We start from the raw sequence: 23,850 nt of genomic DNA on the forward strand, positions 1-23,850 counted from the left end.
AAATGCGCCGCACGTCTCAGCGCTGCTTGGTGTAGCGGATCCGCTTGTCGCCCCGTCGCCGTTCTACGGGCAGGGGGACGTAGTCGGTAACGCGTTCGCGAACCGTTTCGTACTCGGTCGTCTCGTACGTCTCTTCGATGATTTCCTCTCGAATAACAGGCACATAGCGTTCGCCGCGCTGGTGTTCGACAACCACCACTACGCCCGCCGCATAGCCCCCGCCGGCGTATCCACCAGCATAGCCGCCCGAGTAACCCCCGCCGCTCGCGTAGGCGTAGCCACCGCCACCATATCCGGGCGCAGCATAGGCGTAACCATCGTCATACCCGTAACCGTAGCCCCCCTGATCGTAGCCGTAGTCGTAGTCGTAGCCATATCCGTCAGCTGCACGCTCTGCAGCTGCGCGTTCGTAGTGATCCAGCCAGGCCCTGCAATCGCGGCGCTCGTCGTCGCGACCTGCGAGACCGATTGCCGTTCCGATAGCAACTCCGGCCAGACCACCGATCCCGCCGCCGATCAACGATCCGGCAAGCCGCGAACCATCGTCCGCCAGCTCATTGCCCAGCAGGGCGCCGCCGGCCCCGCCGATCAGTCCGCCGACGACTCCGCCGGTCTCGCCCCGCCGACGGCGGTCGCGAAGATAGGCGCGGCACTCGCGAACCCAGTCGCCCCGATCATAGCTCGGCGGTAGCGGCGGGCTCGCGCGCGCAGGTGCAGGCGCATAGGCGGGGCGCGGCGCGTAGTACTGGGCCGACGCAGGCGCGGCGAGCCCGACAAGCGCAGCGGCACCGGAAATGAGAAACAGACGCATGGCAGACCAACCCCTTGTTGACGGGAGGCGCGCTCCAAGGACGCGCTCCCGATATACTTAATTTCGGGTTAGCGCTTTTGCTCCGTTGATGATTGTCGAACGATCCGACCTGTCCCGGGCTGGGGCAGCGGCTGCGCCTCAGACCCTGGTAGCGATACGCTTGGCGACTGCCTCGATACCGCGTGCATCGGCCTCACCGAATCGAGCTTTGCTGGGGCTGTCGAGGTCGATCACGGCGATAACCTGCCCATCGCGGATCACCGGCACGACCAGTTCGGACGCACTTGCCGAATCGCAGGCGATATGGCCGGGGAAGGCATGCACGTCTTCCACCAGCTGGGTTTCCCCGCTGCAAGCGGCGGTGCCGCAAACCCCCTGACCGAAGGGGATACGGATGCACGCGGGGCGCCCGATGAAGGGGCCAAGCACCAGTTCGCCATCGACCACACGATAGAAGCCGGCCCAGTTGAGATCGGGCACGAAGCTCCAGATCAGCGCTGCCAGGTTGGCCATGTTGGCCACCGCGTCGCTCTCACCATCGGTGAGGGAATCCCCGGCATTGGCGAGCTCGCGATAGCGCTCTTCATCACTGGTATCGGCGGGCAGGGCAAAATCGAACATGTAAGCTCCAGAATCAGGGCCGCGATCATTGGCGATTGCCGCCTGCGTGCCCGCGCCCTATTTCGGGTGCATGACCCTTCTTCGCAATATCGGCATCGCCCTGCTCGTCATTCTGGTTGCGGCTGCCATCGCCATCGCGCTGCTGTTGCGCGGATCGAAGGCCGAACTCACCGTGGATGAGGTTAGCGGAACCGATCCCACGCTGGTTGAGCCCGACAACGAGTGGTTTCCGACGATCAAAATTGCGGAGCCGGTCGGCTGGGCGCAAGACGAGGCCCCACCGGCCGCGAAAGGCCTCGAGGTCATCCGTTTCGCCGAGGGATTGGACCATCCCCGCGTGCTCTATCGCCTGCCCAACGGCGATGTTCTGGTTACCCTCACCAACAGTCCGCCGCGCGATGTCGGCGGAATCCAGGGCTTGGTAATGAAATATCTGATGGGTGAGGCAGGCGCTGGAGTGCCTTCGCCCAACAAACTGGTCTTGCTGCGCGATACCGATGGCGACGGGCGCGCAGATGTGCAGAAAACCCTGCGCGAAGCCGACCTCGATTCGCCTTCCGGCATCGCTTACGGCGACGGCAAGCTCTACATCGCCAACCACAACGCCTTGCTCGAATTCGATTACGAGCTGGGTTCGGACAAGGTGGCCGGAAACCCGCGCAAGCTGATGGACCTGCCGGGCGGCGGCAACCACTGGATGCGCAACATCATCCTGTCGCCCGATGGGGAGCGAATCTACATCGCGGTCGGATCGTCGAGCAATATCGGCGAGAACGGCATGGAGGCCGAGGAAGGCCGCGCCGCGATCTGGGAATACGACCTGACCGACGACTCCAAGCGAATCTACGCAACCGGCCTGCGCAACCCCAACGGGCTCGCTTGGAACCCGATGTCGGGCGAGCTGTGGACCACCGTGAACGAGCGCGACATGCTCGGCGGCGATCTGGTGCCCGATTACCTCACCAATGTGCCGATCGGCGCGAACTACGGCTGGCCCTGGGTCTATTACAAGAACGAGTTCGATCGCCGGGTCGATGCGCCGATGCCCAACTTCCTCTCCGAATATGCGCGCTATCCGGAATTTGCGCTCGGCCCGCATGTCGCCGCGCTCGGCCTAGCATTCAGCAGCGAAGGCAACCGGCTGGGTGAGCGTTACGGACGCGGCGCATTCATCGCCCGCCACGGCTCTTGGAACCGCAAGCCGCCCTCGGGTTACGACGTCGTGTTCGTCCGCTTCGACGAGCGCGGCAATCCGCTGGGCAAGCCGGTCCCCGTGCTGGGCAGCTTCCTCAACGGTGACGGCGAGACGCGCGGGCGGCCGACCTGGGTCGAATGGGCCCCTGATGGCGGACTGCTGGTAAGCGACGATACCGCCGGGATCATCTGGCACGTCATCGACCCCAAGGCCGATCCGTCGCCCGCGATCGAGCGCAACCAGGGCAAGTCGCTCGACCCGCAGGTCGAGCTCAAGGGTGATCCGCGCGAAGCCTTCACCGATGAGTTCGCCCGCGAATTCAATCCGATGGGGAACTGATCCCCATCGGGTTCAGGCGGCGAGCACGCTTCCGTCCAGTTCGTACAGCAGCGCTGCTCCGGCGGTTGCCGATGCTTTGAGGCCGATCGCTTCGGGCACGATGTGATCGAGGATGAAGCGCATCGTGACCTTCTTAGCGTGGGCGCGCTGGGTATCGTCGCTCTCGGTGAGCGCCGCGTGCTGCTTCGTCAGGCACCAGCCTGCCACTGCGACCGCGCACATGGTGGTGAAGGGCACGCTGCCCGCGAGGCGATCGTCGAGCGAGGCATCCTCGCGCATCCACTTGGCAATCGCCGCACATTCGCCCGCCAGCGCCTGTAACTGCGCTTCCTCGCCCGCATCGCGGGCGATATCGGCGAACAGGGCCTGCAGAACTTCGCCATTCTCCAGCCCCAGCTTCCGGGTGACCAGATCGGCCGCCTGGATGCCGTTGGTGCCTTCGTAGATCGGCGCGATCCGCGCATCGCGGAAATGCTGCGCGGCGCCGGTTTCCTCGACAAAGCCCATGCCGCCATGGACCTGGATGCCGAGCGAGGCGACCTCGATCCCGGTATCGGTCGCCCAGGCTTTCAGCATCGGGACCAGCACTTCGGCGCGTGCCTTCGCGGCAGCATCGCCGATGTCGCCACGGTCGACCTGTCCGGCGGTGTAGTACAGCAGCCCGCGCATCGCCTCGGTCAGACTGCGCATGCGCAGCAGCATGCGGCGCACATCGGGATGGTCCATGATCGCGACCGGCGTGCGGTCCTCGGCCCCGGCACGGGCCGACTGGACCCGCTCCAGCGCATAGGCGAGGGCCTGCTGCGTCGCGCGCTCGGCGATCTGCACGCCCTGCGAACCGACATTGATCCGCGCATTGTTCATCATCGTGAACATTGCGGCGAGGCCCCGATTCTCGGCCCCGACCAGCTCCCCGATGCATTCGTCATTGTCGCCGTAGGACATGACGCAGGTGGGCGAGGCGTTGATGCCAAGCTTGTGCTCCAGACTGACGCAGCGCAGGTCGTTATGCGCCCCCGGCGTGCCATCGTCCTTCAGATGGTACTTGGGCACCAGAAACAGCGAGATGCCGCGGCTGCCCTCAGGTGCGCCGGGGAGGCGGGCGAGAACCAGGTGGATGATGTTCTCGGCCAGCTCGTGCTCGCCCCAGGTGATGTAGATCTTCTGGCCCTTGATCCGGTACTTGCCCGCATGCTCGCCGTCTTCGATCGGCTGTGCGGTGGTCCGCAGAGCGCCCACGTCGCTGCCAGCCTGCGATTCGGTCAGGTTCATGGTGCCCGACCATTTGCCGCTGATCAGATCTGGGAGATAGCGTGCCTGCTGCTCCTGCGTCCCGTGCGCCGCCAGCGCCTCGATCGCTCCGACAGAGAGCATCGGCAGCAGGTTGAAGGCGAAGTTCGCCGCGCCAAGGTTTTCGAGCACGTTGCAGGCGAGGGTGAAGGGCAGGCCCTGGCCACCATATTCGGCGCTGCCCGCGATCGCGTTCCAGTCCTGCTCGACATAGGCCTGATAGGCCTCCTCGAACCCGTCGGGCAGCCGAACCACGCCGTTCTCCAGCTTGGCGCCTTCCAGATCGCCCTTGCGGTTGAGGGGTGCCCACTCGCCTGCCGCGAACTGGCCCACGCCTTCGACGATCGCCTCGACGAGGTCGGGCTCGGCGGCGGCGAAGTGTTCATGCTCGGCCAGTTCGGCGATGCCGGCATTGGCACGAATGGCGAGCAGCTGGTCTTGCGTGGCGGGCTTGTAGGGGGTCACTTGGCTCACATCCTCTTGGAATTCCTACGCCCCGGATATATCGCGCGGCGATGGACCGCAAATACGTTACGGAACGGCTAGCGCCCGACTCGACCGGAATCGCACGCACTGCGCAGATCCTGCGCGACGGCGGTCTGGTCGCGGTGCCGACCGAGACGGTCTACGGCCTGGCGGCGCGCGCGGATAGTGAAGACGCGGTCTCGCGGATCTTCGCAGCCAAGGGACGACCGAGTTTCAATCCGCTGATCGTCCATGTGAGCGATGCGCAGCATGCTGAGGCACTGGTCACAATGGAGCCGCGTGCCCTTGCGCTCGCCGCCCGCTTCTGGCCCGGACCGCTGACGCTGGTGCTGCCCCGGCACGGGAATGCTGCCGTGGCGTCATCGATCCATGCAGGCCTGCCCACGCTCGCAGTGCGGTGCCCGGCGCACCCGGTGATGCGGGCAGTGCTGGACGAGCTTGCCATTCCGGTGGCCGCACCCTCGGCCAATGCGAGCGAAACCGTCAGCCCGACCACGGCAGAGCATGTCCTCGCGACGCTGGATGGCAGGATCGACGCCGTGCTCGACGCGGGCGCGAGCGAGCGCGGGCTCGAGTCCACCATCGTCGCATTGCGTGCGGACGGGGGCTGGTCCGTTCTCCGGGAGGGGCCGATCGGACGCGAGATGCTCGAAGATATGCTTGGTGGCGAGGCGTCGAATGGGCGTGGGATCGAAGCCCCGGGCCAGATGCGGCGGCATTATGCGCCGGGAAAGCCGTTGCGCCTGAACGCCCGGAAGGCCGAAGCAGGGGAATTTCTGATAGGTTTCGGCGCAGTCGAAGGCGACGTCACGCTGTCAGCAATCGGTGACGTCAACGAAGCTGCGTCACGCCTCTACGCGTGCCTCCATCTGGCAGCCGCTTCCGACAAGCCGCGAATCGCGGTGGCTCCGGTTCCCGAAGACGCAGTAGGCCGCGCAATCAACGACCGGCTGCGGCGTGCTGCTGCGCCTCGCGGGGGCAATCAGCGCTCCGGTTCGTAGGGCACCGTCGGCAAGAGCCGCTGGATTTCCTCGTAAGTCTCGCGCGCCTCCTCGCACGCGCGGCGGTCGCCGTCCTCGCAATCCTCGCGCAGGTCGCGATAGCGGCGCTCCAGCTTCCCGAGCCGTTCCTCGCGCTTGCGCAGCTCGCGCCCGCGCTTTTCGTCCGCCTCGCTCTGGCTGGTCGTCGCCAGGTCAACCGCCTTGCTGCCCGCCTTTACCGGCAGCGTGGCGACATCCCAGGCGGTCTTGGCGAGACACCCCTGCAGGGTGAGGGCGGCTAGCAGGGCGAGCGGAATGATCGGTTTCATACCGCCAGCTTATGCCCTGCGCCGCCCCGGCACAAACGCCTATTCGGCGTCCTCGGCTGCCGCACCGCTTGCCGCGGTGCGCTTGCGGCATTTCAGCTCGCCCGAGCCCATCGAACTGACCGAGCAGCTGGCATTGCCCAGCACCTCGACCGTGCCCGAGCCCATGATGCTCGCCTCGACGTCGCCATCCGAGGCGAAGGCGGCATCGCCCGATCCCGCGATCGCAACCTCGGCGCTGTCCACCTTGACGTCGCGCATATCCAGATCACCCGACCCGGCAATCGAGAGATCGAGCGTCTTGGCCGCACCCGCTGCCTTGAGCGAGCCCGAACCCGCGACATTCACCTCCAGCGCGTCCGCATCGATCCGGCCGACCTTCGATTCGCCCGATCCGGCGATCGAGATCTCCGCCTCACCGCCCTTGCCAAGCCGATCGACGGTCATCGTACCCGATCCGGCCATGGACATGCGGGTCGGGGTGGGCATGGTCACGCGGATGGTCGCGACTCCGTTTTGACGCCAGTTGCCCTCGCGCCCGATTCCCAGAGAATCGTCGTCGAGATCGAAGCGCAGATCCTCGGTCACGCTCGAATCGCCTTCGACGTCGATGGTCAGCGTGTCGCCCGAGGTGACGATCACCCGGTCGGGGCCGGCCAATGAAATGCCGGTGGGGGTTGCGCCTTCGTAGTCGAGCTCGGCAAGCGGCACGCCGTCGCTGCTCGAGCTGATGTTGAAATCGGTGTTGCATGCCGAGAGCATGGTGGCTGCGGCGGCAACGGCTAGGCCTGGCCAGAACTTCATGACGATCTCCCTGTCGATGACTGTGTTAGCGATCTAATACAGGATGCGATGGGCGCAAAGCAAGAGGGCCGCCCCTTTCGGGACGGCCCTCTGTCGGACTGCGTTGGCAGCCGGTCGATCAGGCTTCTTCGGTATTCTCGTAATATTGCGGCGCGTGTTCGCGCAGCACCGAGAGGATCTTCTCGAGCGCGGCAGGCTCGTCGGTCTTCTCCATCGCGGCCAGTTCGCGGGCGAGGCGGCTGGAGGCGGCTTCGAAGATCTGCCGTTCGGAATAGCTCTGTTCGGGCTGGTCGTCGGGGCGGAACAGGTCGCGGGTCACTTCGGCGATCGACACGAGGTCGCCCGAGTTGATCTTCGCTTCGTATTCCTGCGCGCGGCGGCTCCACATGGTCCGCTTGACCTTGGGCTTGCCCTTGAGCGTTTCCATCGCTTCCTTGAGCGTCTTGTCGCTGGAAAGCTTGCGCATGCCGATCGCTTCGACCTTGTTGACCGGTACGCGCAGCGTCATCCGCTCTTTCTCGAAGCGCAGCACGTAAAGCTCGAGCTGCATTCCCGCGATCTCTTCGCTCTGCAGTTCGACCACACGGCCGACGCCGTGCTTGGGGTATACGACGTAATCGCCGACATCGAAGGCCAGTGCCTTGGCTGCCATGAAATTTCCTTTCATCCGAAGACAGGGTGTGCATCGGACGCAAGAAAAGACCGGCCGCCTGCAAGAGGCGAAGGTCCATTCGCGTCGTGATGCTGGGGGAACCTGCCTTTCAACTTCCATAGGCCGTCGCGACCGTGGATCGCGGCGGGAGTGCCTATATAGCAGGTTCTTGCGAATATTGCGAGTCGATGAAACAAATGCCGCAAGTCATGTCTGCTCCGCGCGTGCCTGGACGAATTCGCCGCCCAGCAGCAACACGAAGGCGCTGAGGTAGAACCACGTCAGCAGGATCACCACCGCGCCGAGCGAGCCATAGGTGGCGTTGTAGTTCGCGAAATTGGCGACGTAGCTGCCAAACAGCGCAGTCGCCCCAACCCACACCAGAGCGAACAGCGCAGCGCCGGGCAAGACCGCGCTCCACGGCGGATCGGGCCGGTTGGGCGCGAAGCGATAAAGAAATCCTGCGCCAAGCATCCCGGCGATGAACATCAGCGCGAAGCTTGCCACCGGTGCCGCCGCACCGGGCAGCGCCGCAGCGAGCGAAATGGCCGTGCCCGCCAGCGCCAGGGCGAACACTGCACCCAGCGTGACGACGAGTGCAATCGCGTTACTCTTCAGAAAGCCGCGATCCTCCTCGACATTGAAGACCACGTTGAGTCCGCCAATGATCGAGCGGGCAGCGTTGCGCGCGCCGAACAGCGCGATGGCAAAGGCGATAGCGAGCCCGAGTCCCTTCGCATTATCCTTCGCTTCGGTCACCGATTGCAGCTGGTCGCCGATGAGCGATGCGGCACTGGGTGGCAGTCCGCGACCGAGCGCGTCGATATCGCGCGCGACAGCATCGGGTGTTGCGACGAGGCCGTACAGTAGCACACACACCGCCAGCAGGGGCACCATCGCGAGAAAGGCGTAGTAGGACACGCCGGCCGCAACGAGTCCGGCATTGTCTTCCGACGCGCCGCGCCAGGTCCGCTTCAGCAGGTCGAGCATTCGATTCCCCCGTGTACCCCGAGACGACGCAGCTGGGTGCTGTCGGTTCCAATCGTCGTGAACCAACGGGATCGACACACAGGCCTGCCCGCCATACGCTGACGACATGTTTACCCTCGCTCTGACGCTCATGCAGCCCGCCGCCGTCAATACGCCGCTGCAGGAATCGGCGAGCGTGGTGGGGGAGAAGGCGTATAGCGCTGAAACGCTTGGCATCCTTGATACTATCGACCCTGCAGACCCCGACACCGCCATCGCGGCTCTGGAAGCGCTGGGGGAAGCAGGCGATGCCTCCGCGGTGGAGGCATTGGGCGAACTGTTCGGCGCGGGCGCGCGGGGTATTCGTCGCGACCCCGCACGGGCGTGTGATTATTTCGAACAGGTCCCCGCAGAGCGAGCCGATGCGCAGCACAATATCGCAACCTGTTACTACGACGGTGTGGGGCGCCCGCGGGATCATGCCAAGGCGCGGGTCCATTACGCGCGCGCGATTGCAGCCGGCTTCACGCAGTCGCAATGCGCGCTGGGAAACATGCTGATCAAGGGCGAGGGGGGCGCGCCGGACGTCGAGCGCGGACTGGCGCTGTGCAGGCAGGCTGCCACTGCAGGAAACGCCCATGCGCAGACCGATCTGGGCGGCTATCTGCTCATGGGCCAATATACCAAGCGCGATCCGGTTGCGGCGCGATACTGGCTCGAAAAGGCGGGCGCGCAAGATCAGGCCAACGCCAGTTATCTGCTGGGCCAGATTTATCAAAAGGGCGATGGCGTCGACCGTGATCTCGCCAAAGCGCAATCATGGTTCGAGCGCGCCCATGCCCATGGCCGCGCGGACGCGGCATTCCGGGTTTTTCAAACGCTCTTCCAGCGCGGCTACGTCAGCGACGGGGAGCGGGCGAGCGTCGATCCTGGATTGCTGCAAGACGCCGTTGAATGGGCGCGAGTCGCTGCCGAAGCGGACCCCGATGCAGAGTACCGCAAGCTTGCGGGGGAGGCTTCGGACGCAGTCCAGCGCATCCTGGCCTCCGTGAAGGCCGCCGATTGACGAGAATGAAATGCGCGCGGTCGCAAGCGACCGGCTGCGTCAGTCGCCTTCGCCGGGTTCCGGGTTGAAGAACTTTTCGAACTTGCCCTCTTCGCCCTTGTGCTCGTCGGCGTCTTCGGGCGGGTCCTTCTTCTGGGTGATGTTGGGCCACTCGTTCGAGAACTTGGTGTTGAGCTCCAGCCACTTCTCGAGGTTGTCCTCGGTATCGGGCAGAATCGCCTCGGCCGGGCACTCGGGCTCGCACACACCGCAATCGATGCATTCGCTGGGGTTGATCACCAGCATGTTTTCGCCCTCGTAGAAGCAGTCCACCGGGCAGACTTCGACGCAATCGGTGTACTTGCACTTGATGCAGGCGTCGGTGACGACATAGGTCATGGGGCGTTATCCTTGCGCGCCGTTTGAATCTCGCGCTGCTGCTAGTGGGTCGGTGCCCGCGCGGTCAAGCAGGCTGTAACATTCACGCGCTTCTGCTGGTGGTCCGCGACGCTTGGGCAGGGCCTCGATTCGGATGACCAGCACCCCGGATGTGCGCGGAATGGTAAGGACATCGCCCACCGCAATCTCGCGCGAAACCCGTTCTACGCGGGTGCCATTTACCCTCAGATGCCCGCCTTCGACCAGCCGCCGTGCCGCGCTGCGCGCGCGCACGAAGCGCAACCGGCACAGCGCGAGGTCGAGCCGCATCAGGCCCCGCGCATCAGGAAAGCATGTCCTTCAGCGCGGCGAAGGCGTTCTCCGGACGGGGCTCGCGCGGTTTGGCAGGTGCGTTCTGCCCGCCCTGCCGGGGGCCACGGCCCTTGCCCGCCTGCTTCCCTCCAGGCTTGCCGCGCCCCTTGTGCTGGTGGGCTTTGCCGCCGGGGCGGTGCTGCTGATGGCGATCGTCCCCGCCTTTGCGAGAGGGCAGCCAGCGCCACCGGTCGGGCAGGGCCGGGCCGAATGCGCCTTCCGCGAGCGGTTTGCCATCGATCATGCGGAACCCTGCCGCACCCAGCAGCCGCTTGATGCTGTCCGGAGTCAGCCCGGTCGACACCGCGAGCGAGAGGTCGAGCACGAAGGGCGCGCCACGGCCCTTCTTGCCGTCGCCCTTTCCGGCTCTGGTCTCGTGTGCCTGCTTGAACAGCTTTTCCGCAATATCGACGCGGACCAGCTGTTCGCCAGCCGGACGATATCCTGCGGGAAGCGGTTTGGTTGCAGGGATGACAGAGCGCATCGCCTCGTCGATCGGGCGCTCATCTATCCCGGCCTGCTTCATCGCGAGGCGTGGGGCAGGTTTGAGCAGCGAGGGCGCAAATATGTCGAGCGCGCCGAAGGTCACACCGACCCTGCGCAGGAACGGACGCGCTTCTTTGGGCAGGTTCTCGATCCCCGCCTGCTCGCGCGTGGCGATGCCGTGCCCGTCGAGAAGATTGAGAAGCAGCGCCCGTGCCCACGAGGTCGCATCCTCGCTCTTCGAGGCGAGCTGGAGCTTGCGTAAAGGTTCGAGCGGGGCGAGCCATTCGGTCACCTTCGCTTCGATGGCCGCGAGAAAGGCCTCGCGCGCGCCGTCAGGCAGGCGGTCCAGCTCTCGCGCAGGCTTCAACCGGGGCTCTGCCGGGTCGACCGGGTGTTCCAGCCGGGCGATCTCCTGCCCGGCCCACATCACCCGGCCATTTTCCAGCGTCACGCCTTCAAGCTTGTTCTCGCGCAGTCGCTCGGCCTGGGTGGCGAGGATGCGGGGAAGCGCCTTTTCGCCTGCCGACAGCAGCATCTTGCGGTCGCCGACCGCCGCCTGCGGATCGATCGCGAAGCGGAACCCTTCCAGCTTGCCGATCGGCTGGTCCTCGACCAGCAAGGTGCCGTCATCCTCCAGCGAAATGGGGAGCAGCGCAGGGTCGTTTCCAAGATGCTTCATTAAAACGGAGGTCCTTCGATTCACGAATCGCTCGGTCAGGCGCATGTGCAATGCGTCCGACAGGCGTGCTTCGACCGCGCGGGCCCGCGCTGCCATTTCGTCGCGCGCGAGCACCCAGTCGGGCCGCTGGCAGATATAGGCCCAGGAACGGATCGCGGCTATCCGCCCCTGCAACACGGCAATATCGCCGCGCACGGTATCGAGTTCGGCGATCCGGGCGGCGACGAAGTCCGCGCCGATATAGCCTTCGCGCAGATCCTGCCAGAGCCGGGTGACGAAGCGCGCATGAGTCTCCACGCCCGAGGCGCGGAAATCGGGCAGCGAGCAGACCTCCCAGAACCGCCGGACATTGGCAGGGCCGCGAATCATGCGCGCGAAGGGCTGGTCGGCGAGCTTGCGCAGAACCGCCAGGTCGATCGCTTCGGGGGCGGGTGCAAGCTCTCGTTCGTCGGGCCGAGCGCACAGGTCTTCGATCAGCACGGACAGCGAATCGAAGCGCGGCTCCGCCTCGCGCCAGTAGAGTTTGGTCAGCGGCTGGAAGCGGTGTTCCTCGATCGCGTAGATCTCTTCGTCGGTGAATTCGGCGTCGTGGCCGCCGGTGCCCGTCAACGTGCCGAAGCTGCCGTCGCGATGGTGGCGACCCGCGCGCCCGGCGATCTGCGCCATCTCCGCCGGAGTCAGCCGCCGTCGCTTGACCCCGTCGAACTTGGCGAGACTGGCGAAGGCGACATGGGTGACGTCAAGATTGAGTCCCATCCCGATGGCATCGGTCGCGACGATGTAGTCGACCTCGCCATTCTGGAACAATTCGACCTGGCGATTACGCGTCTCCGGGCTCAGCGCGCCCATCACCACCGCCGCTCCGCCGCGATGACGCCTCAGCATTTCCGCGATGGCGTAGACTTGGTCGGACGAGAAGGCGACCACCGCGCTGCGCTTGGGCAGGCGGGAGAGCTTTTTCACGCCCCCATGGGTGAGCGTCGAAAAGCGCGGCCGCTCGATTAGTTCAGCATGCGGAATCAGTGATTTGATGACCGGCGCTGCGGTGGAGGAGCCCAGCAGCATGGTCTCCTCACGACCGCGTGCATTGAGCAGCCGGTCGGTGAAGACGTGACCCCGCTCCCGGTCGGCGGCCAGCTGGACCTCGTCGAGCGCGACGAAGGCATGTCCTCCGCCATCGTGCGGCATCGCCTCTGCCGTGCACAGGAAATAGCGAGCATCGGGCGGCTCGATCCGCTCCTCGCCCGTGATCAGCGCAACCGCCTTCTCCCCCTTGATCGCGACCACGCGGTCGTACACCTCGCGCGCAAGCAGGCGGAGCGGGAAGCCGATCGCCCCGCTCGAATGGCCGCACATCCGCTCGATCGCGAGGTGCGTCTTGCCGGTATTGGTGGGGCCGAGGACGGCCTTGATCGCGGGGGCGGACATACCTCCCAATGTGGCAAGGTCGGCAGGCACCCGCAAGCGAACGCGGTTCGCCGCGCATCAGCCTCCGGTCGTCGACCAGCCGGGCAAGCACTATAGCGTGATTAAACACGGATTAAGTTTGCCGTGGCACATAATCCTCTCACCCGATATGCGCCGCCCGGTCATGAAAAGACAGGTCCGGGCGGCAGCACCAGACTATCGGAGACGGGATCTGACCAACGCCGAACAGCAGGTGACAGGGGAGCAAGCGCCCGCACCTGCGGATGACGACATTGCCGCGATCAGGGACAGGGCAGCAGCCGAGTCGACCAAGGCCAGCGTGCGCATGGAGCGTGCGGTGAAGGCTTCGCGCGCGTGGTTTTCGGCGCAGGCGCAGCGGATCGAGCGGGCCGACCTGGCCCCCGATCTCGCCCAGAACATCGGCAGCCTGCGCTGGTTTCGCGGGGCGGCCACCTTCCTTTCGCTATCCGCTGTCGCACTGGCTTTCTGGCCCGACTTTGCTCCGCTGGAGGCCGCACCGGCAGTCCGGCTGGACGAGCAGGCGCGCGACGAATTTCGCAGCCAGACCATTCAACCGCTCGCGCTGGGCGGCGATACCGGCACGCGGATGGCGGCGACCGCGCTGGTCCGCCCGCTTGCCGATGCGCCCGAGCGGCCGCAGCTGGAGGCGACTGCGACCTTCGGGCGGGGTGACGATCTTGCGCGGATGCTCGCGCGGCAGGGTGTCGGCAAGGCCGACGCGGCGCGCGCTGCCGAACTGGTCGCGCAGGCGATCGCGCTCGACGAGATCGAGCCCGGCACCCAGATCGATGTGACGTTGGGCCGCCGCGCAGCGCCCAAAGCGCCCCGTCCGCTTGATGAAGTGCGCTTCCGCGCGCGCTTCGACCTTGCGCTGGCCGTCGCGCGTGGGGACGACGGCAATCTCTCGCTGATCCGCGAGCCGATCGAAGTGGACGAGACGCCGCTGCGCGTACGCGGCACCGTGGGCGGCAGCCTCTACCGCTCGGCCCGTGCGGTCGGCGCACCGGCGAGCGCCATCCAGTCCTACCTGAAGGCGCTCGGTGATTACGAGGATCTCGACCAGGCGCTGCAGCCGGGCGACACCTTCGACATGATCGTCTCCTACCGCCGCGCTGCGACCGGTGAACGCCAGGCAGGTCGGCTGCTTTACGCCGGCGTCGAGCGTGACGGGAAAGACAAGATCCAGCTGATGCGCTGGGGCAAGGACGACCAGTTCTTCGAAGCCTCTGGCGTGGGCGAGCAGCGATCCGGCCTGCTTGCCCCGGTACCGGGGCCGATCGGCTCCCGCTATGGCATGCGTCGCCACCCGATCCTGCGGTACAAGCGGATGCACGCGGGCGTCGACTATCGTGCCCGCTACGGCACGCCGATCGTCGCTCCGACCGATGGCCGGGTGACCAGCGCGGGTCGGATGGGCGGCTGCGGGAACGCGGTGAAGCTGTCCCACGAGGGCGGCCTCGGAACCAAGTTCTGCCACATGAGCCGGATCGCGGTGTCGCGCGGGCAGTATGTGAAGCGCGGCCAGATCATCGGCTATGTCGGATCGACCGGCCTCTCAACCGGGCCGCATCTCCATTACGAGATGTACCGTGGCGGCCGCCATATCGATCCGCTGAGCGTACGCTACGTCACCCGCGCGCAGTTGAGCGGGGCCGAGCTGCAGCGCTTCCGCTCCACGCTGGAGGCGCTCAAGACGGTCGATGCCGGGGTCGCGCTGGAAGAGATGCACCCGACCAAGCCGGTTGCGGAAGAGCCGCTGCGCGAGATCGACCGGATTGCGCTGGTCGCGCACCACCGCCGCGGCGGCTAACGCCCCTTGCGGGGGGCGCGGCCATGCGCCACACCTCGCCGCCATGGCTGCTGCATTTCCCTCGACCCGCCTTCGTCGCACCCGCACCCGCGACTGGAGCCGCCGGCTTCACCGTGAGACCACGCTTTCCCCTGCCGACCTGATCTGGCCACTTTTCGTGATCGACGGGGAGGGGCAGGAGCAACCCGTTGCCAGCCTGCCCGGTGTCAGCCGCTGGTCGGTCGATCTGCTGGTGGACCGCGTGGGCGAGGCGATCGACCTCGGCATCCCGTGCGTCGCGCTGTTTCCGAACACGCCCGCGCGGCTTCGCAGCGAAACCGCGGAAGAGGCCTGGAACCCTGATAACCTGCTCTGCCGCGCGGTCCGCGCCATTCGTGAGCGCTACGGCGATGCGATCGGCGTGATCTGCGATGTCGCGCTCGACCCCTATACCAGCCATGGGCAGGATGGCTTGCTGGACCAGCATAACTATGTCGCCAACGACGCGACGATAGAAGCGCTGGTGAAACAGTCGCTCAATCAGGCTGCGGCGGGTGCCGACGTGATCGCCCCGTCGGATATGATGGACGGGCGCGTTGGCGCGATCCGGCAGGCGCTGGAAGAAGCCGGGCACACCAATGTCCAGATCATGAGCTATGCGGCCAAGTTCGCGTCCGCCTTCTACGGCCCGTTTCGCGATGCGGTGGGCACGGGCGGCAGGCTGAAGGGCGACAAGCGCACCTACCAGCTCGATCCGGGCAACAGCGACGAGGCGATGCGCGAAATCGCGCTCGACATTGCCGAGGGTGCGGACAGCGTAATGGTCAAGCCCGGGCTCGCCTATCTCGACATCATCCGGATGGCGCGCGACCGGTTCGATGTGCCGATCTTCGCCTATCAGGTGAGCGGCGAATATGCGCTGATCGAGGCGGGTGTCGCGGCCGGCATCGGTGAGCGGGAGGCGTTGGTGATGGAGAAGCTGATCGCGTTCAAACGTGCGGGGTGTGCAGGCATACTGACCTATCATGCGCCGCTCGCAGCTCGCGTCCTCGCTGGCTGAGCATCCGTGGGCGAATTCCGGCACGAAACCGACCGGCTGATCCTGCGCGACTGGCGCGAGGAGGATTGGCCGCGCTTCTGGGAGGGGACCAACACGCCCGCAGTCATGCGCTGGCTGGGCGGCGTGTGCGATGCGGACAAGCGGGCCGGGGCGCAGGATCGCCTGCTGGGCTATCAGCGCGATCACGGCCACACCTTCTGGGTGCTCGAGCGCAAGGCGGATGGCGCGATCCTTGGCTTTTGCGGGCTCAAGCGGTGCAACCAGGCGGGTGGGCCGCTGGGCATGATGGAGGTCGGCTGGCGGCTGCGCGAGGATGCGTGGGGTCAGGGCTATGCCAGGGAGGCGGCCACCGCATCGCTCAACCTCGCGTTCGAGCGTTACGGGGCCGATGAGGTCGTCGCGCTGACCGTGGCGCGCAACATCGCGAGCTGGGGTCTGATGAAGCGGCTGGGCATGCAGCGGCGCGAGGATCTCGATTTCGCCAATGCCGATTTCGACCCGGAAGAGCCGACGATCATCGTGTATTCGATCACCCAGCGCGAATGGCGGTTAGCGCGTGGCTGAGTGGATCCTCGAGACCGAGCGGCTGCGGCTACGCCGGATAGAGCCGGGCGATGCACAGCTGCAGTTCGGCCTGCTCAACACCCCGGCGGTCATGCACCATCTGGGTGGGCCGCTTTCTCTGGAGGCGATCGAGCAGAAGCACCGCACATCGATGGACCTTCACGATCGCGAGGGTTTCAGCTTCCTGTTCCTGATCGAGCGCGACACCGGCGAGTTCGTGGGCCACTGCGGCCTCAAGCGGGTCGATGCCGAGGGTGCGCGCAACCCCGGAGACTTCGAAATCGGCTGGCTGATCCGCGAGGATCGCTGGCGGCGCGGCTATGCCATCGAAGCTGTCCGCGCGGTGCTGCGCTGGGCCTTCGTCGACCACCATGCACCGCATGTCGTCGCGCTGACATCGCGCGCCAACGAGCCAAGCTGGCGGCTGATGGAGCGGCTGGGGATGGAGCGGCGCGAAGACCTCGACTTCGACGACCCGCGCTTCCCGCCCGAGGACAACCCGACCATCCTCTATTCGCTTAGCCGGGAGGCATGGGCCGCGAGCAAGCCGAACGTCGCATGAAGGCACCTGCGCGCCCTCTCTTCGTCGCGACGATCCTGCTCGGCAGCTTCCTGCTGTTCCTCGTCCAGCCGCTGGTCGCCCGGCTTGCTCTGCCGCAGCTGGGCGGTGCGCCGGCCGTGTGGAACAGCGCAATGCTGGTCTATCAGGCGCTGCTGCTGGGCGGTTATGCCTACGCCCACGCGATCTCCCGGCTGGCGATCCGGCGGCAGGCGCTGATCCACTTGGCGCTGATGATGGTGGCGCTGGTGTTCCTGCCCATCGCGCTGGCCGATGTGCCGCGGCCGAGCGGGTACGAGGTGTTCTGGGTCCCGCTGCTGCTGGTCGCCACCATCGGTGCGCCCTTCTTCGTCGTCGCCGCGCAGGCCCCGCTGATCCAGCGCTGGTATGCCGCCGAGCCTTCCGCAGGCGACCCCTATTGGCTCTATGCCGCGTCCAACATCGGCAGCTTTGCAGGCCTGCTGAGCTATCCGCTGCTGCTCGAGCCCAACCTGCCGCTGGCGGGCCAGAGCATTGCCTGGGCGGCGGGCTACGGCGTGCTGATCGTGTGCATGGCGCTGCTCGCGTGGACCCGGTGGCGCACGCCCGATGTCGCTGCGCAGGGCCCGGCGGACGGCGACGATGTCGAGCCGATCGGCTGGCGGCGGATCGCGCTGTGGCTCGCACTGTCCGCCGTGCCTTCGGGCCTGATGCTCTCGACCACCACGCATCTGACCACCGATATCGTCGCGATGCCGCTGCTGTGGGTGCTGCCGCTGGGCTTGTACCTGCTCAGCTTCGTGTTCGCCTTCAACGCTCGCAGCACGCTGGGCTTCGCGCTCGCCCGCACTGCACCCACCGTGATCCTGCTGGTCGGCGCGATGGCGATGGTGAGCCGCGGGGCGGACGGGCTCTCGATCGCGATCGCGGCGGTGCTGATGCTGTTCGTGGTCGCGACCGCGCTCCACCGGCGTCTCTATGCCACGCGCCCGGAGCCTGCCCGCCTGACCCTGTTCTACCTCGTGATGAGTGCAGGGGGCGCGCTCGGCGGGCTGTTCGCGGCTCTCATCGCGCCGCTGCTGTTCGACTGGGTGTGGGAGCATCCGCTGCTGGTGCTCGCCGCCGCTGCGCTGCTCCCGCAGACCCCGCTGGTGCCGTGGATGGACCGGCTGGGGTTGAGCGCGCGCCAGCGCAGGTTGGCACGGCTGGCGCTCGTTCTCGGGGCGGCGCTGCTCGGCTGGTGGATGACCCGGGCGATCGACGCGCAGGGGGATATGACGGTCCACCTCCTGCTGCTCGCCATCGCGCTGCTGGGCGTGCTGGCGCTGGGCAACAGATGGGCGTTCCTCGCGATCCTGCTGATCCTGATGCTCGCGCGCGGAGGCTGGACGACGCTGGGGGAAAGCGCGGCGGGCATTCGCGAACGCAGCTATTTCGGCGTCTACACCGTGCGTCAGTTCGACAATCCACCGACCCGCGTGCTGTCGCACGGGACCACGATCCACGGGCGCCAGTTCCTCGATCCCGAGCGGCGCGACCTGCCGACCAGCTATTACGGGCCGACCTCGGGCGTGGGCCTCGCCCTGTCGGCAGCGGATACGATCTATGGCGACAACGCGCAGATCGGCGTGATCGGCCTCGGCACCGGCACGCTCGCCTGTTACCGCGAGCCGGGGCAGCGCTACACCTTCTACGAGATCGACCCGATGGTGGTCGACTACTCGCGCAATGGCGTGTTCACCTACCTCAGCGACTGCGCCCCCGATGCGCAGATCCATCTGGGCGATGCGCGGCTGGAGCTGGAGGCGGAGCCTGCCCAGCAATACGACATCCTCGCGGTCGACGCGTTCAGCTCCGACGCGATCCCGCTGCATCTGCTGACGCGTGAGGCGATGCATGCCTACGGCCGCGCGCTGAAGCCCGACGGGCTGATGCTGATCCACATTTCCAACCGCTATGTAAACCTGCGACCGGTGATCGCTGCACATGCGCTGGAGAACGGCTGGATCGCGCTGATGCGCGACGATCCGGGCGATCCGGACCGGGGCATTTCGGCCAGCTACTGGGTCGCGATTGCCAGCGATGCGGTGCCGATGGCCAAGCTGCTACAATCCAGCCCGCAGACCAACTGGATCGAACTGGGCGACCCGCGCGGCCCCGCGTGGACCGACGACTTCGCGTCGATCCTGCCCTACCTCGATTGGGACACAATATTGGGAGACAGATGATGACCGACACGAGCAGCAGGCCCGGCGTGCGCCTGATCCCGATCCACGGCAAAGCGCCCCGGATTCACGAGAGCGCCTTCATTGCGCCCGGCTGCACGATCGTGGGCGACGTGACGATCGGGGCGGGCAGCTCGATCTGGTACAACTGCGTACTGCGCGCCGATGTCAGCAGCATCACGATCGGGGAGCGGACCAATGTGCAGGATGGCAGCGTGCTCCACTGCGACGGCCCTTCGCCGCAATACCCCGATGGCTGCCCGCTGGTGATCGGCGACGACGTGCTGATCGGCCACATGGCGATGGTCCACGGCTGCATCATCGAGGATCGCGGCTTCGTGGGCCTCGGCGCGATCGCGATGAACAAGGCGGTGATCGCCAGCGATGCGATGCTGGCGGCGGGCGCGATGCTGACCGAGAACAAGGTGATGGGTGCGCGCGAGCTGTGGGGCGGCCGCCCTGCGCGCAAGATGCGCGATCTCGACGATGCGGCGATTGCGGGCATGAAGCTGGGCGTGGCGCACTACGCCGAAAATGCGAAGCACCACGCGGCGGCGGTCGCTGCAGGCGAGCAGCCCTGACACACCTGACACACAGTCCAGGGGTTGAAACCCGCTCGATCGACGGGCGCGAATTGATCGCGTGTCTCGATCAGGAGCGATTGGGATGCGCACAAGAATACGGACCATGGGAAAGAACGGCCTGACCATGCCACGGCAGGGCATCTGTAGGACAGCGCGCAATCGCGCCGAATGCGATGGCGCGACCCAAGGCTGACCTCCCCGATGCCCAGGCGCTGCGCGCGCTGGTCCGCTCGGGCGAGCTGCGCGTGCGGGTGACGCCCGGCGCCCGCACCGAATCGCTCGCGATCGTCGCCGGCGGCGTGCAGGTGAAGGTCCGCGCCAAACCGCAGGACGGCGCAGCCAATACTGCGGTTGCAGAGCTGGTTGCCAAGGCGCTCGGCATCCCCAAATCGCGCTGCACGCTGTTGCGCGGCGCAACTTCGCGCGAGAAGGTGCTGGGCGTTACGCTCTAGCGGGCGCGATGCGCGTTGCCGCGAGGCACAGCGCCAGCGCCAGCCCGCCCGCGACCCATAGCGAAGCGGCACCCCATTGCATCGCGAGGACCCCGCCGCACAGCGCGCCGACCAGCAGGCTGACCCACAGCAGCGCGAAGGGCAGCGGATCGGCCTTGCGGTCTCCGGACAGGCGATCTGCAATCAACTGCCCCGTGCGCACCAGCGCGCCGGTCATGTAGGTCAGCCCCACCGGGCTTTCGCGATTGGCGCTCAGCACGGTGTTGAGCGCACCCATCGCGATCACCAGCAGGCCGAGCGAGATCTCGCGCAGCTCCGCCACCCGTGCCAACGCCGCGCAGATCAGCAGCGTGGCAACCAACCCGGTGACCACCACCTTGCGTCGTGACGCCACCCGGTCCCCCACCAGCGTGCCCGTCACCACCCCGATCACGAAGCCCGCAATCAGCAGCGCGGGCACCGCCACCCGGCTCGCCCCCTCCGCCAGATCGCGCGCGAGCAGGGTAGTGTTACCGGTCATGAAGGAGACGAAGTAGCCGTTCAGCTGGAGATAGCCGGTGACGTCGACGAAACCGGCCAGTCCGGCGACGGTATAAGCGAAGAGACGCTGCGGAGGCGTGAAGCGCTGCATGGCATTGGCGGTACACCGCGCGCGCGCAGGATTGAAGACGCGGCGGTGGTGCTGTCGTGACGTCAGTATTCGCGCCGACCTCTCTATCTCGTCAGCCGGGGTGACGAGGAAGAAGAGGTCAGTCTCTCACCAGCGCGCGCAGTGCCTCGATCCGGTCCGCCTCGTGCGGCGGCTTGTCCCAGCGGATGCGGTGGATGCGGGGGAAGCGCATGGCGAGGCCGGACTTGTGCCGCTTGCTCGCGTGGACCGAGTCGAACGCGACCTCGAACACCAGACTCCGGTCGGTCTCGCGCACGGGGCCGAAGCGGTTGACGGTGTTCTGGCGCACGTGGCGGTCGATCTTTTTCAGCTCGGCATCGGTGAAGCCCGAATAGGCCTTGCCCACCGGCAGCAGGTCCGCGCCCGCATCCGGGTCGCCGTTCCAGCAGCCGAAGGTGTAGTCGGAGTAGAAGCTGGAGCGTTTGCCTGACCCGCGCTGCGCATACATCAGCACGCAGTCGATCAGCAGCGGGTCGCGCTTCCACTTGTACCATAGCCCGGTGCGGCGGCCCGGCACGTAGGGCGAATCGCGGCGTTTGAGCATCAGCCCCTCGATCGCATCGTCGCGCGCGCCTTCGCGGATTTGTGCGAGGTGCTCGAAATCGCGTGCTTCGACGATTGCGCTGAGGTCGAAGCGTTCGGACGGCAGCCGCGCCATCAGCGCTTCGAGAACCGCGCGCCGCTCGTGCCACGGCTTGTCACGCAGGTTCTCCCCATCGAGCGAGAGGACATCGTAGACGCGCACGAAGGCGGGGCTTTCGGCCAGCATCTTCTTGCTGACGGTCTTGCGCCCCAGCCGCTGCTGGAGCGCGTTGAAGCTGGCCGCGCCGCCTGCTTCACCGCCTTGCGTGCTACCCTGCACCAGCAATTCGCCATCGAGGATCGCGGGAAAGTCGAGCGCGGGCAGCATTTCGGGGAAGGTGTGCGAAATATCGTCGCCGCCGCGCGAAAAAAGCCGCGTCTCGCCGCTACCTTCGGGGCCGGCATGGACGAGCTGCACGCGGATCCCGTCCCACTTCCATTCCGCAACATAGTCGTCGAGGCTGACCACCGTGTCTTCCAGCGGATGCGCGAGCATGAAGGGCTTGAACAGCGGGATGCCCGCCATGTCGGGCGGGTCCGCACCCTCGGCGGCCCAGGCGAACAGTTCGGGATAGGGCGGGGCGAGCCCGTGCCAGTATTCCTCCACCTCCTCCACCGGCACGTCGAACGCATCGGCAAAGGCGACCTTCGCGAGCCGCGCGGAAATGCCGATCCGCATTGCGCCGGTGGCCAGCTTGAGCAGCGCGTAGCGGCCCGACACGTCCAGCCGGTCGAGCAGCGCGGGAAGCTCTGTCAGCACGGACTTGCGCGTCATCCCCCTGAGCAGCTCCACCGTCTCGCTCACGCTCGGCGGGGAAGGCGCATCGTCGGGTTGGGGCCACAGCAGGCTCGCGGTTTCCGCCGTGTCACCCACGAAATCGCGGCTGAGCGTCCACAACACGGGATCGACCCGCTCCTTCAGCAAGGTGCGGATGGTGGAGGATTTGACCGCGGGAAAGTCCAGCCCGTCGCTCAGCGCGGCGAGCGCCCAGCCGCGGTCGGGATCGGGCGTGGCGCGCAGATATTCGCCGATCAGCCGCAGCTTCTCGTTGCGGCTGCGGGTATAGACCAGCGCGTCGATCAGGGCGGCGAATAGCTCCACTTCTCAATCCGTTCTTGCGCACGGCGCTGGGCGTGCGATGATCGGTGCCGGGCGCATCGCGCGCCCCGCCATTCCACCGGAGAGACTGCCATGAAGACCGCCCTTTTTGCCCTGCCGCTGCTGCTTGCGACCAGTGTCGCCCCCGCGATCGCGCAGGACGACCATTCCGGCCATGAAGAGGCCGCTACCGCCTACACGATCGAGACCCCGATCGAGGCGCTGATGGCGAACGAGACTACCAGGGCGATCGTGCTCGGCGAGCTTCCCGGCCTCGACGAACATCCCGCCTACGGCCAGTTCAAGGCGCTGAGCCTCAAGGCCGTGCAGCCCTTCTCGCAAGGCGTGATCACCGACGAGAAGCTGACCGCGATCTCGGCCAAGCTGGCCGAAATCAAGTAGGTTCGTCTGACATATGGCCGGTGCCCGGCTGTTGTCGGGCACCGGTCGCACTCCCCTCGCGCGCCCCGATCGCTGGCTTCCAGGGGATCCGCGCAGAGCCGCGCCGATCGCAGGCAACCGGCCCTTGCGGGTGCGGAGGTGGCAGGTCGAAGCGGCGAAAGGTCCCATGCGGCGATAACCAGGGACCGGCCCGATAGCTCCCGAGCGGGCCCGGATGCGTATCGAATGGGCGCAGTTGCGCGGCGCAAGGGGCGGTGGCACATCCTTTCGCCACGGGGGCACGCCATGAGTCGACTTGGTTCACACACCGAAGCGCACGCGACATCGCGGATCGGATGGCTTCGGGCCGCGGTCATGGGCGCAAACGACGGCATCGTGTCGACCGCCAGCCTGATCATCGGTGTCGCGTCCGCCAGTGCAAGCGCCAATGGCGTGCTGGTTGCCGGGATTTCCGCGCTCTTCGCCGGTGCAATGTCGATGGCTGCGGGCGAATATGTCTCGGTCAGTTCGCAAGCCGACACCGAAAAGGCGGATCTCGCACGCGAAGCCGCCGAGCTGGCCGATCAACCCGACCAGGAACTCGCCGAACTGACCCGGCTGTACGAGGAGCGCGGGGTGCAGCCCGAAACCGCGCTTGCCGTTGCCCAGCAGATGACCGCGTTCGATGCGCTGGGCGCGCATAGCCGCGACGAACTGGGCATTTCGCATGCGACGAAGGCGCGCCCGCTGCAGGCTGCGATCACATCCGCGCTGACCTTCACGGCCGGCGCAGCGGCACCGCTGGCGGTGGTGCCCCTTGCACCGCCGCACATGCTGGTCCCGGCGGTGGGTGTGATTTCGCTCGTCTGCCTCGCCGTGCTGGGTGCGTTGGGTGCGCGGACCGGCGGCGCCCCGATCCTGCCATCGGTGCTGCGGGTGGTCTTCTGGGGTGCGCTCGCGATGGCGATCACCGCAGGGGTGGGTAAGCTGTTCGGTGTCGCGGTGGGGTAGCAGGCGAGGCTCC

General features: G+C 66.5%; 24 protein-coding genes. 12 read left to right on the forward strand and 12 right to left on the reverse strand.

Translation table 11 applies throughout. The features are described 5' to 3' along the window. Positions 1-16 precede the first annotated feature (16 nt). Positions 17-811 carry a hypothetical protein gene (locus K7H93_RS07615; RefSeq protein WP_230783098.1) on the reverse strand — a complete coding sequence of 265 codons (795 nt, stop codon included), beginning with the start codon at positions 809-811 and terminating at the stop codon, positions 17-19. A 138-nt stretch (positions 812-949) separates the two neighbouring features. After that, positions 950-1,432: a GAF domain-containing protein gene (locus K7H93_RS07620; protein ID WP_230783099.1), complete on the reverse strand. Its 483-nt coding sequence runs from the start codon at positions 1,430-1,432 to the stop codon at positions 950-952. 70 nt (positions 1,433-1,502) lie between these two features. On the opposite strand from K7H93_RS07620, the gene K7H93_RS07625 reads away from it, so the two are divergent. After that, positions 1,503-2,966, forward strand: a complete 1,464-nt coding sequence (locus tag K7H93_RS07625; protein ID WP_230783100.1) for a PQQ-dependent sugar dehydrogenase — start codon at positions 1,503-1,505, stop codon at positions 2,964-2,966. Between the two features lie 12 nt (positions 2,967-2,978). On the opposite strand, the gene K7H93_RS07630 is transcribed toward K7H93_RS07625, so the two are convergent. Then, the gene (locus K7H93_RS07630; RefSeq protein ID WP_230783180.1) at positions 2,979-4,721 is read right to left on the reverse strand and encodes an acyl-CoA dehydrogenase family protein; all 1,743 of its coding nucleotides are present in this window, start codon (positions 4,719-4,721) and stop codon (positions 2,979-2,981) included. Positions 4,722-4,771: 50 nt separating this feature from the next. Here K7H93_RS07630 and K7H93_RS07635 point away from each other — a divergent pair, with 50 nt between their 5' ends. Next, positions 4,772-5,743, forward strand: a complete 972-nt coding sequence (locus K7H93_RS07635) for an L-threonylcarbamoyladenylate synthase (protein WP_230783101.1) — start codon at positions 4,772-4,774, stop codon at positions 5,741-5,743. On the opposite strand, the gene K7H93_RS07640 is transcribed toward K7H93_RS07635, so the two are convergent. From K7H93_RS07640 to K7H93_RS07655, 4 genes are all read right to left on the reverse strand, one after another. Beyond that, entirely contained in the window at positions 5,725-6,051 is a 327-nt protein-coding gene (locus K7H93_RS07640) for a hypothetical protein (RefSeq protein ID WP_010239518.1), read from the reverse strand. The genes K7H93_RS07635 and K7H93_RS07640 overlap by 19 nt on opposite strands. A 39-nt stretch (positions 6,052-6,090) precedes the next feature. After that, positions 6,091-6,852, reverse strand: coding sequence for a head GIN domain-containing protein (locus tag K7H93_RS07645; RefSeq protein ID WP_230783102.1), 762 nt, complete (start codon positions 6,850-6,852; stop codon positions 6,091-6,093). A gap of 118 nt (positions 6,853-6,970) precedes the next feature. Further along, positions 6,971-7,504 (reverse strand): CarD family transcriptional regulator, encoded by a 534-nt coding sequence (locus K7H93_RS07650; protein ID WP_029140608.1) that lies wholly within the window; start codon positions 7,502-7,504, stop codon positions 6,971-6,973. Positions 7,505-7,711: 207 nt separating this feature from the next. After that, on the reverse strand, positions 7,712-8,494 hold the full coding sequence (locus K7H93_RS07655; RefSeq protein WP_230783103.1) for a YihY/virulence factor BrkB family protein: 783 nt from the start codon (positions 8,492-8,494) through the stop codon (positions 7,712-7,714). A gap of 106 nt (positions 8,495-8,600) precedes the next feature. Between K7H93_RS07655 and K7H93_RS07660 the strand changes: the two genes are divergently transcribed. Next, positions 8,601-9,539, forward strand: a complete 939-nt coding sequence (locus K7H93_RS07660) for a tetratricopeptide repeat protein (protein ID WP_230783104.1) — start codon at positions 8,601-8,603, stop codon at positions 9,537-9,539. A 39-nt stretch (positions 9,540-9,578) separates the two neighbouring features. Here the strand turns inward: K7H93_RS07660 and fdxA are convergent, their stop codons facing one another. Genes fdxA through K7H93_RS07675 form a run of 3 tightly spaced genes read right to left on the reverse strand, consistent with a single transcriptional unit; the run spans position 9,579 to position 12,861 of the window. Further along, positions 9,579-9,917, reverse strand: a complete 339-nt coding sequence (gene fdxA, locus K7H93_RS07665; RefSeq protein WP_010239507.1) for a ferredoxin FdxA — start codon at positions 9,915-9,917, stop codon at positions 9,579-9,581. 6 nt (positions 9,918-9,923) lie between these two features. Next, positions 9,924-10,226: a S4 domain-containing protein gene (locus K7H93_RS07670; RefSeq protein WP_230783105.1), complete on the reverse strand. Its 303-nt coding sequence runs from the start codon at positions 10,224-10,226 to the stop codon at positions 9,924-9,926. 13 nt (positions 10,227-10,239) lie between these two features. Continuing rightward, positions 10,240-12,861 carry a helicase-related protein gene (locus K7H93_RS07675; protein ID WP_230783106.1) on the reverse strand — a complete coding sequence of 874 codons (2,622 nt, stop codon included), beginning with the start codon at positions 12,859-12,861 and terminating at the stop codon, positions 10,240-10,242. A gap of 232 nt (positions 12,862-13,093) precedes the next feature. Between K7H93_RS07675 and K7H93_RS07680 the strand changes: the two genes are divergently transcribed. From K7H93_RS07680 to K7H93_RS07710, 7 genes are all read left to right on the forward strand, one after another. Further along, positions 13,094-14,692: a peptidoglycan DD-metalloendopeptidase family protein gene (locus K7H93_RS07680; protein WP_338080288.1), complete on the forward strand. Its 1,599-nt coding sequence runs from the start codon at positions 13,094-13,096 to the stop codon at positions 14,690-14,692. A gap of 43 nt (positions 14,693-14,735) precedes the next feature. After that, positions 14,736-15,731, forward strand: a complete 996-nt coding sequence (gene hemB / locus K7H93_RS07685) for a porphobilinogen synthase (RefSeq protein ID WP_230783108.1) — start codon at positions 14,736-14,738, stop codon at positions 15,729-15,731. Between the two features lie 6 nt (positions 15,732-15,737). Continuing rightward, on the forward strand, positions 15,738-16,295 hold the full coding sequence (locus K7H93_RS07690; protein WP_230783109.1) for a GNAT family N-acetyltransferase: 558 nt from the start codon (positions 15,738-15,740) through the stop codon (positions 16,293-16,295). Then, complete coding sequence (locus K7H93_RS07695) at positions 16,288-16,857, forward strand: GNAT family N-acetyltransferase (protein ID WP_230783110.1); 570 nt, start codon at positions 16,288-16,290, stop codon at positions 16,855-16,857. Before K7H93_RS07690 ends, K7H93_RS07695 begins: the two co-directional genes overlap by 8 nt. Continuing rightward, on the forward strand, positions 16,854-19,061 hold the full coding sequence (locus K7H93_RS07700; protein WP_230783111.1) for a spermidine synthase: 2,208 nt from the start codon (positions 16,854-16,856) through the stop codon (positions 19,059-19,061). Before K7H93_RS07695 ends, K7H93_RS07700 begins: the two co-directional genes overlap by 4 nt. Beyond that, the gene (locus K7H93_RS07705; RefSeq protein WP_230783112.1) at positions 19,061-19,639 is read left to right on the forward strand and encodes a gamma carbonic anhydrase family protein; all 579 of its coding nucleotides are present in this window, start codon (positions 19,061-19,063) and stop codon (positions 19,637-19,639) included. Before K7H93_RS07700 ends, K7H93_RS07705 begins: the two co-directional genes overlap by 1 nt. Before the next feature lie 176 nt (positions 19,640-19,815). Next, the gene (locus tag K7H93_RS07710) at positions 19,816-20,094 is read left to right on the forward strand and encodes a DUF167 domain-containing protein (protein ID WP_230783113.1); all 279 of its coding nucleotides are present in this window, start codon (positions 19,816-19,818) and stop codon (positions 20,092-20,094) included. On the opposite strand, the gene K7H93_RS07715 is transcribed toward K7H93_RS07710, so the two are convergent. Further along, on the reverse strand, positions 20,084-20,725 hold the full coding sequence (locus K7H93_RS07715) for a YoaK family protein (protein WP_230783114.1): 642 nt from the start codon (positions 20,723-20,725) through the stop codon (positions 20,084-20,086). The two genes, K7H93_RS07710 and K7H93_RS07715, sit on opposite strands and share 11 nt — an antisense overlap. Before the next feature lie 118 nt (positions 20,726-20,843). Continuing rightward, complete coding sequence (locus K7H93_RS07720; protein ID WP_230783115.1) at positions 20,844-22,448, reverse strand: cisplatin damage response ATP-dependent DNA ligase; 1,605 nt, start codon at positions 22,446-22,448, stop codon at positions 20,844-20,846. Between the two features lie 90 nt (positions 22,449-22,538). Between K7H93_RS07720 and K7H93_RS07725 the strand changes: the two genes are divergently transcribed. Next, entirely contained in the window at positions 22,539-22,847 is a 309-nt protein-coding gene (locus K7H93_RS07725) for a hypothetical protein (protein WP_230783116.1), read from the forward strand. Positions 22,848-23,132: 285 nt separating this feature from the next. Continuing rightward, the gene (locus K7H93_RS07730; protein WP_230783117.1) at positions 23,133-23,837 is read left to right on the forward strand and encodes a VIT1/CCC1 transporter family protein; all 705 of its coding nucleotides are present in this window, start codon (positions 23,133-23,135) and stop codon (positions 23,835-23,837) included. Positions 23,838-23,850 lie beyond the last annotated feature (13 nt).

Origin of the sequence: Citromicrobium bathyomarinum, from assembly GCF_021021475.1 — a bacterium.
Classification (GTDB): Bacteria; Pseudomonadota; Alphaproteobacteria; order Sphingomonadales; family Sphingomonadaceae; genus Alteriqipengyuania; species Alteriqipengyuania bathyomarina.